The sequence below is a fragment of the Neolewinella persica DSM 23188 genome (genome assembly GCF_000373105.1).
Lineage (GTDB): Bacteria > Bacteroidota > Bacteroidia > Chitinophagales > Saprospiraceae > Neolewinella > Neolewinella persica.
In genome coordinates, this window is record NZ_KB890424.1 from 30,518 (window position 1) to 47,094 (window position 16,577).

At 41.9% G+C, this 16,577-nt stretch carries 14 protein-coding genes; all 14 read left to right on the top strand.

Annotation, left to right across the window (positions count from 1 at the left end; genetic code table 11):
- Window positions 1-4: 4 nt before the first annotated feature.
- The 14 genes from B036_RS0108580 to B036_RS0108645 all read left to right on the top strand — a co-directional run bounded on the left by B036_RS0108580 (window position 5) and on the right by B036_RS0108645 (window position 16,537).
- The gene (locus tag B036_RS0108580; protein ID WP_020568291.1) at window positions 5-1,087 is read left to right on the top strand and encodes a GumC domain-containing protein; all 1,083 of its coding nucleotides are present in this window, start codon (window positions 5-7) and stop codon (window positions 1,085-1,087) included.
- A 50-nt stretch (window positions 1,088-1,137) separates the two neighbouring features.
- Window positions 1,138-2,562: a lipopolysaccharide biosynthesis protein gene (locus B036_RS0108585; RefSeq protein ID WP_020568292.1), complete on the top strand. Its 1,425-nt coding sequence runs from the start codon at window positions 1,138-1,140 to the stop codon at window positions 2,560-2,562.
- Between the two features lie 17 nt (window positions 2,563-2,579).
- Window positions 2,580-3,614 carry a nitroreductase family protein gene (locus B036_RS0108590; protein WP_020568293.1) on the top strand — a complete coding sequence of 345 codons (1,035 nt, stop codon included), beginning with the start codon at window positions 2,580-2,582 and terminating at the stop codon, window positions 3,612-3,614.
- A gap of 2 nt (window positions 3,615-3,616) precedes the next feature.
- Window positions 3,617-4,774: a polysaccharide pyruvyl transferase family protein gene (locus B036_RS0108595; protein WP_020568294.1), complete on the top strand. Its 1,158-nt coding sequence runs from the start codon at window positions 3,617-3,619 to the stop codon at window positions 4,772-4,774.
- Between the two features lie 13 nt (window positions 4,775-4,787).
- The gene (locus B036_RS0108600; protein ID WP_020568295.1) at window positions 4,788-5,900 is read left to right on the top strand and encodes a glycosyltransferase family 4 protein; all 1,113 of its coding nucleotides are present in this window, start codon (window positions 4,788-4,790) and stop codon (window positions 5,898-5,900) included.
- Window positions 5,901-6,983: an NAD-dependent epimerase gene (locus B036_RS0108605; protein ID WP_020568296.1), complete on the top strand. Its 1,083-nt coding sequence runs from the start codon at window positions 5,901-5,903 to the stop codon at window positions 6,981-6,983.
- Between the two features lie 55 nt (window positions 6,984-7,038).
- Window positions 7,039-8,463, top strand: a complete 1,425-nt coding sequence (locus B036_RS0108610; RefSeq protein WP_020568297.1) for an O-antigen polymerase — start codon at window positions 7,039-7,041, stop codon at window positions 8,461-8,463.
- Window positions 8,424-9,626, top strand: a complete 1,203-nt coding sequence (locus B036_RS0108615; protein ID WP_083926164.1) for a glycosyltransferase family 4 protein — start codon at window positions 8,424-8,426, stop codon at window positions 9,624-9,626. Before B036_RS0108610 ends, B036_RS0108615 begins: the two co-directional genes overlap by 40 nt.
- A gap of 17 nt (window positions 9,627-9,643) precedes the next feature.
- Window positions 9,644-10,600, top strand: a complete 957-nt coding sequence (locus B036_RS0108620) for an NAD-dependent epimerase/dehydratase family protein (RefSeq protein WP_020568299.1) — start codon at window positions 9,644-9,646, stop codon at window positions 10,598-10,600.
- Window positions 10,590-11,714, top strand: a complete 1,125-nt coding sequence (locus tag B036_RS0108625; RefSeq protein ID WP_020568300.1) for a glycosyltransferase — start codon at window positions 10,590-10,592, stop codon at window positions 11,712-11,714. The genes B036_RS0108620 and B036_RS0108625 overlap by 11 nt, the downstream gene beginning before the upstream one ends.
- 18 nt (window positions 11,715-11,732) lie before the next feature.
- Entirely contained in the window at window positions 11,733-12,926 is a 1,194-nt protein-coding gene (locus B036_RS0108630) for a glycosyltransferase family 4 protein (protein WP_020568301.1), read from the top strand.
- A gap of 127 nt (window positions 12,927-13,053) precedes the next feature.
- Entirely contained in the window at window positions 13,054-14,151 is a 1,098-nt protein-coding gene (locus B036_RS28575; RefSeq protein ID WP_020568302.1) for a glycosyltransferase family 4 protein, read from the top strand.
- Window positions 14,152-14,367: 216 nt separating this feature from the next.
- Window positions 14,368-15,606, top strand: a complete 1,239-nt coding sequence (locus B036_RS28580) for a glycosyltransferase family 4 protein (protein WP_020568303.1) — start codon at window positions 14,368-14,370, stop codon at window positions 15,604-15,606.
- Window positions 15,607-16,060: 454 nt separating this feature from the next.
- Entirely contained in the window at window positions 16,061-16,537 is a 477-nt protein-coding gene (locus tag B036_RS0108645; protein WP_020568304.1) for a serine O-acetyltransferase, read from the top strand.
- The last annotated feature ends 40 nt before the right edge of the window (window positions 16,538-16,577 follow it).

Sequence of the window (16,577 nt, forward strand, 5' to 3'; positions counted from 1 at the left end):
TCGAATGGCAACAGCTGACGAAGATTATTTTAAGGATGAGTTGACGCTTAAGGATGTTCTCCTTGGAGTTGTTCATTACATTCATACCGTTTGGCGTTATAAATGGATCGTGCTGCTTTCAATGGTTTTATTCTTAGGACTTTTCTTGTACCTTGAATCTCAAGAACCCGTAAAATATAAAGGGAACTTAACTTTCATGGTAAATGAAGAGAAGCCTGGTGGAGCAGGAGGATTTGCGTCTATTCTTGGCCAGGTTGGTTTGGGGGGGAATTCTTCTGGAGAATATAATCTTGAAAAGATTGCTGAGTTGAGCAAATCTCAACTTATTATCCATAATGTCTTATTGGATTCTGCGGTTGTTAATGGAGAGAAAGACCGTCTGATCCATCACATCATAGATATTTATGGACTCAAAAAGGAATGGGAAGATCAAGGAAAAAGTAGTTGGAGTGAAGTCCGCTTCTTGTCAGATAGTACTGCTGGCTATAATCTGATTCAGCGAAAAGTATTGAAAAATATTTATGGCAAAGTAATTGGAAATAGGCAAGAAGCAGGATTAGTTACTGTAGAGTTTAATCCAATGACGACTATTCTTGATATGAGAGGAAGCACGTTGAATGAAGAACTAACAGCAGAGCTTGTTGAAAAAAGTTTCGCTAGGTTAAGTGATTTTTATATTGACAAATCAACTGCAACTTCTCAGCAAACGTTGCTAAAACTAAACACTAAAGTCGATTCAATTAGGAATGTTCTGAGCAAAGCTGAATATGCAATTGCGAGGCGTAGAGATGCTGGAATCGGCATAGTTCGGCGACAAGATGAAGTAGCTGTAAATCAAAAAAATCGTGAGGTTCAGATATTATCAGTCATGTATGCCGAGGCTATAAAAAACCAAGCAACTGCAGAGTTTACCCTTAACAGTTCTCTTCCTTTTTTTGCGGTAGTTGACCGTCCTTATCTTCCACTTTCTGCGGTCAAACCCCAATTGAGGAAACAAGCTATTATTGGAGGAGTGCTAGGACTTATTTTAGCTATAGTAATTATTGTTGCAGTTGCAATTATTCGGAATGTGCTGTCTGATAATTAAATGGTTGTTTTTATGGATATTAAGGATAAACCTTTGGGAAATGTTTGTAGTTGAAGGTTAAAGGCAAAATTTCATCCGGAATCGCCTGGAATAGTATACAGGTGATTGTCAATAAATCATTTAGCTTTGTTGTAAAATTAATTCTTGCAAAGCTTCTCTTTCCAGAGCTGTTTGGAGTTGTTGGCATGGCAGCAGTCTTTATCGCGCTCATTAAGTCTCTTAATGAGCTTGGTATGAGTGCTGCGTTAATACAAAGGAAAGAAGGAGTACTTAGAGATGCTCATTTTGAAACAGCCTTTTGGACAGGAATAGGTTGGTCTGGACTGATGTTTTTAATAGTGTCCTATGGGATGGGACCGTTTGCTAGCTGGTTCTATGGTGAGCCTGTACTTGCGGAAATTATGCCAATCTTAGGGCTGAGTGTACTGCTAAGCCCGATCATAATGATCCATAAGGCAAAGCTGACTAGAGATATGAATTTTAAGCGGTTGGCAATGATTAATAATTCGGCAAATATTTTTGCTGGAATTTTATCTATCGCTTTGGCATTGTTAGGTTTTGGTTTGTGGTCTCTTGTGTTTAACTCAATTGCTGCAGCAGTATTCTCTATACCTTTCTTTTTTCTTGCGACTAAATGGGTGCCTAGATTGTGTTGGGATCGCGAGGCGTTTAAAGATATTTTTGGGTTTGGTGTTTTTGCTACAGGTACAAGTTTAGTGGGAGTTTTACTTACCAACTTTGATTACTTATTAGTTGGCAAATTTGTCTCAGCGACGGCCCTAGGCACTTATACGATGGCTTTTATCTTGACTGATACAGTTAGGAGTCAGGTTATGAATGTTGTTAACTCTGTTATGTATCCGGTCTACAGCAAGGCACAGGATGACCTGCCTCTTTTACGGAAATATTATCTAAATGTAGTAAAACTAAATAGTCTTGTTATTTTTCCTTTAATGGCTGTGCTATTAGTATTTGCTGACCCTCTTATCCCCTCAATATTTGGAGATAAGTGGTTGCCAAGTGTACTTCCAGCTAGGATTCTTTCGGTTTCGGTCATGGTTCACATGCTGGCGAATAGTAATACAATCTTAATTAGAGGGATAGGCAAACCGGATCTAGAGTTTAAAATACAGCTAGTAAAGACCTTTTTGTTTTTTGTACCAACAGTCTTTTATGGAGTGTATTACTACGGCGTTGTTGGAGCGGCGGTGGCGGTGCTGCTAAACAAGATTGTTAGCGTAATTATCGCTCATATTGTGTTAAATAGGTTGGTAAATTTAACTAGTAAGATGATGATTGATGCAATGATAGTTCCTCTTTTAGGCTTAGTACTATCTGTCACGGCAAGCGCGACGGTGATGATTTTGGTTGCGCCGAGCTTTTATGTTGGTATTTTTCTTCTATTACTGGTTTATGCAGTTGTTGTCGCCAGGACAGTTAAAAAAGAGCTACAAGTTGTACTAAGTCAGAAATAACCTGAATACTAATTTAAATGCTGAAAAGAATAAAAAACAAGTTGGTTGAGATTAGACGAATTAAACTTGCCATGTTTTTTGCAAAATTCAAGGGCGGCGGAATCCTCTATTACTCTATTTTTTCTAAAGCGTTTAACCGAGAACATACTTCAGTATTAGCAGGAAAGGCTAAATATTTGAAGCGAGAGAAAGAGGGTGAGGGTAATTATTACCTTCTCGTCCGAAATATTCATCGCATAGAGAAAGGGCTTTTAATGGTCCCTCGCAGAGAAACCTTTGCTGCGAAGTATATATCTGAAACAGTTGCTGGATTCATATCAATTAAAAGCAATAGGATTGGTGATGAAAATACGGATAGGTTTAAATGGTTTAACGATGTATTGGTTGAATACTTTAAAGCTACAAATTCTTCATTACATGAAAACATTTTAGAGAGTAGAAAAATTTTTTATGCACATTGCGACGATACAAAAAGTGACAAACTAGTGCCTTATAAAAGAGGAGAAGAGAAGATTACTATTAATTATGATAGCTTTTATGAGTTAAGTAGGCGTAGGAGGTCGGTTAGATGGTTTACTTCTAAGAAAGTTCCTAGGGAATTAATCGATAAGGCATTATTAGTAGCCCTTCAATCCCCAAGTGCTTGTAATAGGCAGCCGTTTGAATATCGGATTATTGATGATGAAGAGTTGCTTGATAAGGTTGTTAAGATTCCTATGGGGACGAGTGGATATAGTCACTCAATTAAGGTTATGATTGTTTGTGTAGGAAATCTTGATGCTTATTTTGATGAAAGGGATAGGCATTTGATCTATATAGATTCATCACTTGCGAATATGTCACTCATGTATGCATTGGAGACCCTGGGACTGGCAAGTTGTCCCATTAACTGGCCGGATATTGAAAGCAAAGAAGTTGAAATGGCAAACCTTTTGGATCTAGAAGTATATCAAAGGCCAATCATGTGTATTGGGTTAGGGTATCCAGCTGAAGAAGGCTTAATAGCCTATTCGGCGAAGGAATCATTAGATCAAATAAGAAAATTTAATTGAAGATGGCAAAGTCAAAAGAAACTGTAGTTGAGTTGTATGGAATGGGTACCATCAATAAAGGTGCTTATCTGCTACTAAAATCTACCATACAGGAGCTTTCTAAAATGCCTGGAGAGGTTGTCTTTTGTTCAGAATTGAAAAGCGGGGGTAATAGCCTTTCACTCGCTAAGGAAGGGGTGATGCAGATTCCGGTGGTGTCTAGAAGAACCTATTTATGGAACAAGGTGCTACTTAGTCTGTTCCCACAGCGAATAAGAAGAGGCTTTGGTATCGTCTTAGATAAAGAAGTTGATATAATCATCGATGGCTCCGGATTTGGATATGGGGATGTATGGGAAAACAGTATAGATGCTAGGTACTTAGGCCGAGTTGAAAAAGTAAAAAAGAAAGGCGGCAAAGTTATTTTGTTACCTCAGGCTTTAGGCCCATTTACCAAAGAACGGACGGTCTCTGCTTTTAAGGAGATTCTTAGAAATGCAGATAAGATATATGCCAGGGACATGGTTTCTCTGAAATATGCTCAAGAAGTCAATACCAATACAGATATTATTAGTTTAGCGCCCGACTTTACAAATCTTCTTTTGATAGATAAGCCAATTAGCGAATCCTTCTCTAATCGGGTTTGTATAGTCCCCAATTATAAAATGATTGTTCACGAAAAGTCAATTCACCAATATTTTAATTTTTTAAAGTCTCTTATAGATTACCTTCGAAAAGAGAAAAATATTGAACCCTATTTTCTAGTTCATGAAGGGGTAAAAGATTTTGATATTGCTAAAGCTGTTAATGAATTAATAAGCGAGCCAGTTGAAGTTGTATGGCCCAATGACCCACTTGAAGCAAAGGAGTTGATTAAGAATGCTAGATTTGCCATTGTTTCTAGATTTCATGCTTTGGTCTCTGCGCTTTCTCAATCAGTTCCAGTCATATCCACCTCTTGGAGTCATAAGTATGAAATGCTTATGAAGGACTATGGTAACGAGAGATTTATCATAGGTTTAGAAGCGGAATCCACCAATTCCTTATATTCTCTTGTTGATGAACTTTGCGATGATAAAATTCGAGTAGAAATAAAAAAATCACTTAATAAATACGCTGCAATAGAATTTTCTAAGGCTCGTGAAAATTGGAGTGAAATACTTTCAATTTTGAGTAAATAATCGCAGCTATATCATGGACATCGTCTATCATCGAAGAGCAGTATTTCCATCTAGAAGCGCAAATACTATTAATACCTTTAGGTTATGTTCTGCTTTAAGCGAAGAGGGGCATGATGTGACTCTATTTATTCCAAAACAGAGTGAGGCTGTAGATCTCTTCAAATTTTATGGGGTTAAAAATAAGTTTTCAGTAGTTGAAGTTCCAGATTTTAAGGTTATGAAAGGTGGTGGGGTTCTTAGATCCGCAAGAATGGCTTTTCAAATATCTAGGAAATCTACTGGTGTGGTTTATGGTCGAGACGTATATACCTTAGCGTTTTTGGCTTTGATGAAAAGAAGAGTTTTTTTAGATGCTCATTCCCCTTTGATGAAGAAAAGGGGCTTGAAAGGCGTAATCATTAAGAATTTGCTGAGGTCAAGATTCTTCGGGGGAGCTACTGTCATTTCAGAAGCATTGAAACTAATCTATTTAGAAGACGGCTTGCCTGCAAATAAGCTGACTGTCGTCAGAAATGCTGCGGACCCGATACCTATTTTTCAGGCGGAAGGTGGAAATAGAGCCGTGAATCGACCCTATACTATTGGATACATCGGCCATTTGTATCAGGGCCGAGGCGTAGAGATTGTAATTAGTTTAGCTAAGAATATTCCCGAAGTTGAAGTAATTATTGTTGGCGGAACAAAAGCAGACATTGAGTTCTGGCGAGGGAATGGAGATGATAAAAATATTACTTTTACCGGTTTTATGCCACCAGGTGAAGTAAGAGACTATTTAAAGAGATTTGATTTGCTAGTGGCTCCCTATCACAAGCAAATTTTTTGTTCAGATGGTAGAAATGATTCGGGAGGCTTTGCATCTCCTGTCAAACTTTTTGAATACATGGCAACGGGTTTACCTATTTTAACTTCCAGGCTACCAGTTGTTGAAGAATTTTTGAGCGACGAGGAGGCGTTACTATGTGATCCTGACAACCCAGATGAATGGAGTGATGCTGTTCGAAAATGCATCGCAAACCCAGATTTTGCACGTAGAATTGGCTTTAATGCTCTTGAAAAGCTGAGAAATAATTTTACCTGGAAGGAGCGCGTCAAAAGGATTATTTCCTTTTTGTCAAAGCCAAATTAGATGAAAAAAAATATTGAAATGATATTTGTAACGGGCGCAGCAGGTTTTATAGGCTTCCACCTCTGTCGACGCTTGCTACAAGACGGCCATTCGGTGGTTGGGTATGACTCTATAAATGATTACTACGACACCCGGGTAAAATACGCCCGGTTGGGCCTGCTGGGAATTGATCGGTCAATGGCTGAAAAGTGGAAAATACAGACATCAGGGAATTTGATTGGTGATTTTACTTTTGTGCGGGGCGAGCTGGAAGATTATACGTTGCTAGATGAATTATTTCGGCAGCATAGCTTTTCTGCAGTCGTCAATTTGGCGGCTCAGGCGGGGGTACGGTACAGTCTGATTAACCCGCAGGCTTACATCAAAAGCAACATAGTTGGTTTTTCTAATATCCTGGAAGTGTGTAGGCACTATAAGGTTGGGCATTTAGCTTACGCTTCAAGTTCTAGTGTATATGGTCTGAATGAGAAAATGCCATTGTCTACCAAAGACAATGTTGACCACCCTGTATCGCTTTACGCAGCGACTAAAAAGAGCAACGAATTGATGGCGCACACTTACAGTCATCTTTTTGGGTTACCGACTACTGGCCTCCGGTTTTTTACGGTGTACGGCCCCTGGGGCAGGCCGGACATGGCACTTTTCTTGTTTACGGAAGCGATTTTGAAAGGCGAACCAATCAAGGTGTTCAACCACGGTAAGATGGTGCGAGACTTTACTTATGTGGACGATATTGTGGAAGGTATCGTGCGAGTTGTTGCGGCACCTCCTAAAGGAGATCCGGAATGGAGTGGAGTGACTCCGGAGCCAGGTATTTCCCGTGCGCCCTTTAAGATTTATAATATCGGAAACAATGACCCCGTAAAGCTGATGGAGTTCGTCGAAGCTATCGAGAAGAAACTTGGGAAACAAGCCGATCGGATAATGATGGATCTACAGCCTGGAGATGTCCCTGCTACCTATGCTGACGTTACAGACCTGATGGCTGATCTGGGTTATAAACCATCAACACCGCTTAAGGAAGGTATTGACAAATTTGTAGATTGGTATCGTGAATTTTACGAAATAAAGGTTGAAAGGTAGGGTGACAAATGATAATCCATTTGTTGGAATTCACCCTGTGGTAAGGTGTTTGCTAATGATTTACATTTTAGCGACTTCCTTTTTAGTGCCCGTATTGTCTTTCGGTTTTTACGACGATGAGCCGCTTGAGGTACAAAGGCTTTTAGCTGTTTTACTCGTCAATGTGACGGTTTATTGGCCGATTTTCTATTTTAGGAATTCGACCTTCGGGTGGCTTCATCCATTTATTTTACCAACATTATATCGGATTGCAAAATCCTTTGCTAAATCTCCAGATAGTTTTCTGGAAAATTTTATTCCCCATCCCCCAGCGGCATTAAACACACTGGGAATGGAGCAGCTTTCTCTTACGGATGTTGCCTTGGCTCAAGTGAACCATGATTTACTAATTGCTTTTTCATGGGTTATTGTTTATTTCGTTTTTTTTTCGTTGGGTAAGCTTAAAGTGCCAAAGCTGAAGCTTGGCAGGGTAAGATATTTGGTCCCCAAGTTATTGTGTGTAGCTTCTATTGGAGTGGCAATTGGTTTATATGTGGTCTGGCGGCAGGGGGGCATTGAACAGAGTATTTATGCAATGGGCTTTGGCCGATTTCGTCAACGGGAAGCTTTAGGAGGGGGGCACTTCACGGTTTTTTCCACACTATTGAGTCTATCTTGCTTTCTCTGGTTTGCCTATAGACGTAGTGCACGGTATAATCCAATCTTCTACCTTCTTTTCTTTTCCTCTTTGTTGATCGACTTCGTTCAAACTGGTTCCAGAAGTGGGCTGTTGTACCAATTTATTATTCTGTTTTGCCTCTACATCGCTCGTGAAAAGAAACTGCCGGTCATCCCTATCGCTTCGGTGGGCATAGCAGGTATGCTCTTATTTGGAGTTCTAGGTCAGTTGAGGACTTCTTCAAATACAGGAGATTCGGTCAATTGGGAAGTGTTTACCAGTACTTCGATCGAAGAGAAACTGGATATCGGAATAGAACAAATATCCTTACGGCCTAACGGGACCTACATGGTTTTGGGGGAAAGCATGTCAGAAACCGGACCACTGTGGGGGCGGAGTTACGTTGGCATCTTTACTTTTTTTGTGCCGAGATTTATTTGGCCCAATAAACCGAGGGGGGGTGGTGCATTTGCCGCAAGCCTCCTGTTGGATGGAAGCAGCTTAAAACGTGTACCTTCGGGCGGAAAGGGGCAGTCTATCCCCATCAGTTGGCAAGCGGAAGCCTTCTGGAATTTCCACCTTTTTGGCGTGATATTAGCAGCTGCTTTCGCAGGGCTCTTTTATCGATTTGTAGTAAACCTGTATGTAATACATAGAGGAGAGCCTTTTATCTGGATGGTTTACATCTACGGAGTGATGAACTTTTCTCCTAGGTCAGATGGGGCCATCGTTTTTATTCAGGACCTGGTGTTACTGATTGGCGTTGCTTTTATAATTGGAGCATGGAAACCAATTCATTTCCGGAGGTTAGCAGTTCTTTAATCAAATTAATGTCACAACGAAGAATTCTTGTGCTCGTTTCCCAAGCAGGTGTTAGAGCTAATGGAGGACTGGTTAGCCTTAAAAATATCTTATTGGGGCTTCCTAATACAGACATTACTATTTTAACTCAGAATCAGACCTTTTTTAATGATGAAATGGTCCAGAATAAGGCCAGGGTCATCGTATGGTTCATACTGCCAGAAAAAAACAAGCTATTTAGACTATTGAATATAGTCTTAATAAACATCAGGCTATTTGTACACCTTTTGTTTACGAAATACGATGCAATTCACGTAAATGATATTCAGTTTTTGCTCAAGAGCATAATAGGTGTTCGGCTTTCAGGAAGTATTCCGACCATGAACATTCGAGATACCAATGAGTCAGAACGTCCTTACGGAAATCATTGGAAATTGACGGCATGGTGCAAAAAACTAATCGCACTATCCAGCGAAATGAAAGAAGATTTTAATAAGCGCTTGCCTCTTTCGGGTAATGAAAAGGATGACTTGCTAACTTTCGTCTATAGTATTGTGGATCATCAAAGGATGAATAAAGTAACAGAGACTACAAGAATCCAGATCCGAAAAAAGCTATCTGTCTCTCCAGAAGGATTTTATGTAATTGTCGTGGCTAAATTTGGGCCTAAGAAACAGCAACTGGCGTTACTTGAGCATTTGTGTGGTAGGTTAAAAGAAATTCCAAAGCTACAACTTGACTTTATAGGGGATCTAAACGAAGATGCTGATTACGATAAAGCCTGCCTCAAAATCATCCAAAAGAAAGATGTAGCAAATCAGGTCGTATTGCGGGGGTTTCAGTCTGATATTGTTCCTTTCTATCAAGCGGCAGACTTGGTCTTAGTTCCTAGTCAAAGGGAAGGATTGGCGCGTTGCATGATTGAGGGTTTGTCCTGCAGTACGCCAATTTTGTCTTTCTCAGTGTGTTCAGCCAGAGAAATTCTGGAAGGTCACAATTGTGGGATGGTCATTGAACAAGGAAATTATCAAGAGCTTTTTAAAGCCCTAAAGTGGTTTGAAGCTTCAGTAGAGGAGCGCAGAGCTATGGGAGAAAGGGGCTGGAAAATAAGTCGGGAATTATTTAAAGAAGAGGTAATCATTGCCCAATACGAAAGATTGTTTTTCTCGGACCATTTGAACTAATAAATAATCTAGAGCCTATGAAAAATACGGTGCTTATTACGGGTGTGCTTGGGTTTGTTCCCAGTTCACTAGCCATTGAACTTTTACAAAAGGGGTATAAGGTTGTCGGGATTGACAATTTTCTTACCGGTAGTGTGCGAAACATAGAAGCTATAAAGGATCACCCTGATTTCTTTTTTGAAAGAGGTGATGCTAACAGGTTTGACGACTTATACCCATTGTTTTTCGATCATAGTCCTGACTTTGTATATCACTATGCCGCTTGTGTGGGAGTGAAGAGAACACTGGATAATCCGCTTTGGGTGCTTGAGGACATCAAAGGATTTGAAGCTATCTTGAATCTTTGCAAAGACTTTAAGGTCAAGAAGACTTTCTTTAGCTCCTCAAGCGAGGTGTATGGAGAACCGGTAGAGCTGCCTCAAGTTGAAAACACTACGCCGCTGAACTCTAAGCTACCCTATGCGGTGGTGAAGAATGTAGGAGAGGTGTATTTCAAGACCTGGCACCGAGAATATGGGCTTAACTATTGTATTTTCCGATTTTTCAATACTTACGGCCCTAACCAATCACTTGATTTTGTAATTTCTAAGTTCATGCGGCAGGCTATTCTTGGAGAACCCATTACGGTATATGGTGATGGTTCTCAAACAAGGACATTCTGTTATATCGACGATAATGTAGAAACAACGATTAAAGCGATGAACCATCCGTTGCTACATAACGAGGTGGTTAACATCGGATCCGCGGTGATAACAACCGTGTTGGAATTGGCGGAGTTGATTATCCGCATTGCAGATTCAAACTCAGAAATTATTCACTTGCCACCTCTGGAAGAGGGAGATATGACCAGGCGTCAGCCGGCTAATGATCTTATGCTTGAGGTGCTTGGGCGAAAGGATTTGGTGAGTTTAGAGGATGGTCTGAAGCGGACATTTGCTGTGTTAAAAGATAAATTGGTCCAGGTTGAAAATTAAAATAGTTTGCTTTTGTACGGCACTTGATGGCGGAGGAGCAGAGATGCACCTAGCCAGACTCTTAGCAAATTTATCCGCTGAGAAGTACGAAAAGCACCTCGTTTTGATAAAGGGCGGAGGAAGTTATGAAAGTCAGTTAGACGTGGGCACTAAAGTACACCTACTTGAGGGTGCCCAGTCTTCATCATCTACCAAATCCCTCTTTAAGTCAATTGTACCTCTGAGTAAAATGCTGAAGCTCCTGCAACCGGATATCTTTTTCAGCATTATGGATCATGTAAACGTATTTGCATATCCAGCCTGGAGGTTAGCGGGTAAGCCGGGTAAAATGATTGTGTCGGTACAAACGTCTATCGAAAAAGCCATTGGCTTCGCCCCTAAGAATAAATTTTTGCGATTTGTAAGAATGGCCACTCTATTCGTCTACCCTAAGGTGAACCGAATAGTAAGCTTGTCTTATGGTGTCTCTGATGAGCTAGTCATTAAGCATCCTTCGGCTGGGGATAGGATTTCTACTATTCATAACTTTGGTCTTGCGGCAATAAAAAATACGCCTAAAAAGAAGAGTGAGGGTGAGTTGAAAATAGTGATCTGTGGAAGACTTATCAGGCTAAAGGGATTCGATACGGTCATTAAGGCAGTCTCGATTGCCGCTAAAGAAATACCTTCAATCTCTTTAATTGTTTTGGGTACAGGTCCTGAACTCGACAATTTAGGTGGACTGGCAGATAATTTGGGTATAGGAGATAAGGTATTCTTTGAAGGGTTTGTAACGGAACCAGAGCAGTATTTTGTTGAATCAGACATCTTCATTCTATCGTCTCATTACGAAGGCTTCGGTAATGTGATTATCGAAGCAATGAGCGTTGGCTGTCCCGTAATTTCAACAGACTGCCCCTATGGACCTGCAGAGATTATTAATCGACCTGATATAGGAATGTTAGTCCCAGTGGATGATGCAGAAGCAATGGCTCAAGCTATCATCGAAGTGGCCGGGAATCCAGATAATTACGAGAAGCTGTCAAAAGGAGCCATCCAAAGAGCAAAAGATTTCTTACCGGTAGTTATCGCGGAGCAATATGATGAACTATTTCTAAAAGAATTTCAGCAGTGAAGTTGAAGAATAACCGCAATGAATTCGATTGTAATGGCTAAGGCAGTTTACTTCTATGACCATACATATTATACTGATGGGGTGAAAATATACTCCTCTGGTGCCTTTACGAAGGATTCCTGGTCGAGGTATCTGGAAGGGTTTGATGAATTAACTGTCGTTGGGAATTTAGGCGGAGATAATGTTGACTTTAATAAGGTGAATGAAGTTAGCAGAGAAGATGTAGACTTTATCTTCATTAAAAATATTCGTAACCTAAAGAACTATTTTCAATACAATTTAATCTCTGCAGACGAAGTAACTCGAATAATCGAGGCTCACGATGTCGTAATTGTTAGGATGCCCAGCGAAATTAGTCTGGTTGCGGTTAATGTTGCAAAGCGCCTGAACAAGCCATATGCAGTAGAGGTCGTCGCCTGTGTTAAAAGAGTCTACTGGTACCATGGTACGCTTAAAGGAAAGCTTCTTGCTTTTCCTTCTTATTTTAGGACCAGAGCGATGATAAAAAAGGCTCCTTACGTATCATACGTTACAAAGCAATTTCTCCAAAAAGAATACCCTACTCGGGGGAAATTCATCGCGGCTTCGAATGTACAAATTGACCATGAAGAGTGGAGTAAGGTTACTGTAACCAGAGGGAAGGTTAATCAGCAGAGCGAGCTCTTAGTTATTGGCCATGTAGGATCTTTTGATGTAAGATTTAAAGGACAAGATGACTTGTTAAAAGCGGCTGCCATAAACATTCAGGCTGGCTTATCAATTTTAATTAAATTCGTTGGTCCTGGGAATCCTGATTGGGTGCTTGAAATTGCAAAAGAGCTAAAAATACTGGAACATGTTTCAATTATCGGCAAGCTTCCCTCGGCGGAAATGTTGCCGTTTATGGATGGTTTGAACTTATATGTGCATCCCTCCCATCTAGAAGGCTTGCCCCGAACGGTTATCGAAGCCATGAGCAGAGGTGTTCCGGTACTTGGCTCTCGAGTTGGTGGAATACCTGAATTGCTTGAAGAAGATTATCTTTTCGAAGCTAAAGATGTCATTGCACTTTCTAAAAAGATAGCAGCCTTTGCTAGCTTGTCCGAGAAGAAACGTTTTGCATTGTCTCAAAGTAACTATTCGAAATCGCTTGACTACAATTCTGATATTCTGAAAGAGCGAAGAGCAACCTTTTTTAAGAAACTTGCTAAGAACCTAAAAGCAAGTGTTTAATGCATAGTCTTAAACTAGTATTCTTGTCCAACCTCTCACTCTTTACGGGTATAGATGTCAATACAATTATAATCGTTGAAGATTGGTCCTTTCCATCATACCCTTCTAAAAAAGAACAATAATCTAGTTGGCTACCATAGCTGTAATCTCAAATACTGCCTGGAGCCTGATCAACTTCCGGACTGAACTCATTAACGCTCTAAGAAGAGATGGACATACCGTATTTACGGTAGCTCCACCAGACAAGTATGTTGACCAATTAAGGGAGATGAGTGACGGGTTCTATCCTTTAAAACACCTGGCTGCTAAGGGAAAGAATCCCTATCGGGATATGCGTTTGCTATGGGAATTGCATAAAATGTACCTAGAGAAGAGAATTGATATCGCTTTTACTTTTACCGCTAAACCGAATATTTACGGGAGCTTTGCGACTCAGTATACTAAGGTGATGGCGGTTCCTACTATCAACGGGTTGGGTAACACTTTTATCCGGTTCAACCTTACGCAATTAATCATGCGGAAGCTATATAAAAGTGCTTTTAAATATACATCTAAGGTCATTTTTCAAAACCCAGATGACCGTAACCTCTTCCTTGAAAAGAGTATCGTTAAAAAAGAGCAATGCCTACTTTCTAATGGCTCCGGTGTAAATCTGGAGACCTTCAGGGCGAAGAATAATAAAATTGGTCGACCACTTGCCTTTTTGTTGAGCGCGAGACTAGTACGCGAAAAAGGAATTTTTGAGTACCTCAAAGCTGCCAGGAGGTTGAACCGTAAGGGGGTAGCAGCGAATTTTTATGTTTTGGGTTTGCCAAGTAATAACCCTTCAAGCATAAGAATCAGCGAACTAGAAGAATACACAATGGCCGGAGATATAGATTATTTAGGACATACTGATAAAATGAGCGAAGAACTTGACAAGGTCGACGTGCTGGTTTTGCCCTCCTATTACCGTGAAGGAGTGCCGAGAGTTTTGCTGGAAGGCTTGGCTAAAGGCCTTCCGATCATTACTACGGATAGTGTTGGTTGTCGGGAAACAATTATTGATGGTAAGAACGGGGTCATGATCGAACCCCGTAACACCGATGCATTGGTTAAAGCTATAGAGGTAATGATTGATTCTTCCGAGGAAGAGTTACAAGAAATGGGCCGCCAAAGCCGCTTGCTGGCCGAGGATAAATTTGATGTAAATAAAGTCGTGGCCATCTACCGCTCACTCTTATAAAGTTTATGCACGCTCTAATGTGTCTTCCACCCCAGATTTAATACTGAGAAACATCTGTGATTACGGTTTCTTAAGTAACAGACACTGCAAAGCACAAGACTACAATATTTCGATTAGCCTAAGTATCCTTCGATATTTTACCATTGTTGAAATCCAGCAGTTGAGCACAATGCGTAGTTGCCTCAAACAAATCGGAGATTTTTCCATTACCCATCCATGCGTCTACTTTTCCTAACCGACAACTTTCCCCCCGAGGTTAACGCTCCAGCAACCCGCACGTACGAACATTGCAAGGAGTGGGTAAACGCTGGCGTAGACGTCACGGTAATCACCTGTACCCCTAACTTTCCCCAGGGTAAGGTGTACAAAGGATACCGGAACAAGCTTTGGCAGCGGGAGGTCATCGATGGAATCAAGGTAATCAGGGTTTGGTCCTACATCGCGCCCAATGATGGCTTTTACAAGCGAGTGGTGGACTACGTAAGTTTCGGCCTTATGGCCTTCTTTGCCAGCCTTTTCGTCAAAACAGATTTAATCGTCGCTACCTCGCCACAGTTTTTTACGGCTGTTGGCGGTTACCTGGCGAGCACGTTTAAAAGGAGGCCCTGGATCATGGAGGTTCGGGACCTCTGGCCGATCAGTATCAAAGCGGTGGGGGCTGTTTCTGGAAAGGAAAAATTATTGACTCGCCTTGAGGCGCTTGAGCTCTTTCTTTATCGGTCCGCCGCAAAAGTTGTCGTGGTAACCCACAGTTTTAAGGCTGACCTGGCTCGAAGGGGCATCCCGGAGGACAAGGTAGAAGTGGTTACAAATGGTGTTTATACTTCAAAGTTCAGCCCCAGAAGTAAGGATGCTGCACTTTTAAAGGAGCTAAACCTGGAGGGGAAGTTCGTATTGGGGTATGCCGGAACTTTTGGGCTGGCTCATAAGTTGGTTTTTATCCTTAGGTGCGCGCCTCACGTTGCTGACAATGTCCATTTCCTCTTGATTGGGGACGGCGCCAAACGAAAACAGCTATTGGACCAGGTGAAGACCTATAACCTGACCAACGTTACTATTCTCCCTTCGGTGGCTAAGAACGACATTGCCCGGTACCTCTCCGTTGTGGATGTTGCTTTAGTAAACCTACGAAGGACAGATGCTTTTAAAACCGTGATCCCCTCCAAGATTTTTGAAAACGCCGCCATGGGTAAGCCCATTCTGCTTGGCGTAGAAGGGGAAAGCCAGGAAATTATCGAGCGATATAGCGCGGGTCTTTGTTTCATTCCGGAGGATGAAGCTGATTTTCTTCGTCAGTTGAATCGCCTGGCTTCCGATGAAGCCTTGTATGCTACCTGCCAGGAAAACTGTATCGACCTGGCCCGGGATTATGACCGGGGGAAGCTGGCTAATAGTATGTTGGCGGTGATAGAGAGCACGGTTGCCGAGCGAAAGAGGGAACCCGTCGGAAGCTAAATGGAGTTCTGTTTAGCCCCCTGCTCCTCCCAACCCTCCCCCCGCACCTGCGCCCCCGCCCTAAAAACATCGTCGCCTCCCCAACATTACGCCGCCTCGATCGCCTGGATTCCCCCGCTGGCCGCTCATTTTTAGGGATAAGTCCATACATTGTCGTGGCTAAACCAATCGTGAATTTTTCACGTAGATGAAGCACCAATGTGTCGATTGACCACAAATTCTATCCGGTTGGAGGCGTCGTTTTGGCGCATATGGCCTTACGTCCTGTACCGACGTGAGGACGCCGAAGGCATAGCAGAGGTGCCGGATTATACGCATCACGCATTGGTCTGGGAAACTACGTGGCGCTGAGCGCCAGCCAACGCTACAGACCTCAAGTCAGCTGTATCCCAAACCTTTGCGGTCTGGTCATATTAAATAACAAAGACGCCAAAGGCCTGCATTCTACCCCAATATGAACAGCCCCGCCATCCAATTATTTCGCTGTAGCCAATTCTTCTACCGCCGCGGTTTTCGCCGCACCTCCTACCTGGTCAATGTGGTCAACCGGTTGTTCTTCTCCGCCTGGTTGCCGGGGTCTGCGCGGGTGGGGGAGGGGTTAATTGTTGGCTACTGGGGCCTGGGCATTGTGATCCACAACAACACGGTAATCGGTAAGAATTGCTGGATCTGCCAAAACGTAACCATCGGCCGAAACTTCTCTGACCGGCAAGTGCCCCATATTGGCGACAACGTTTACATCGGCGCGGGGTCGGTGCTGTTTGGGGAAATCACCGTAGGGGACAACGTTTTTATTGGCAGCAACTGCGTGGTCAACAGCTCTATTCCCGACAATTGTACGGTCGTCGGTAACCCCATGCGGATCGTGAGCACGAATAACTCCAAGAACCATATTGAGCTTCGCGCCCTTGATAAGGGCGGGATGATGTAGCCGTCCCTTACCTTGTCGCTGCGTAATTACCTTCTTTTTA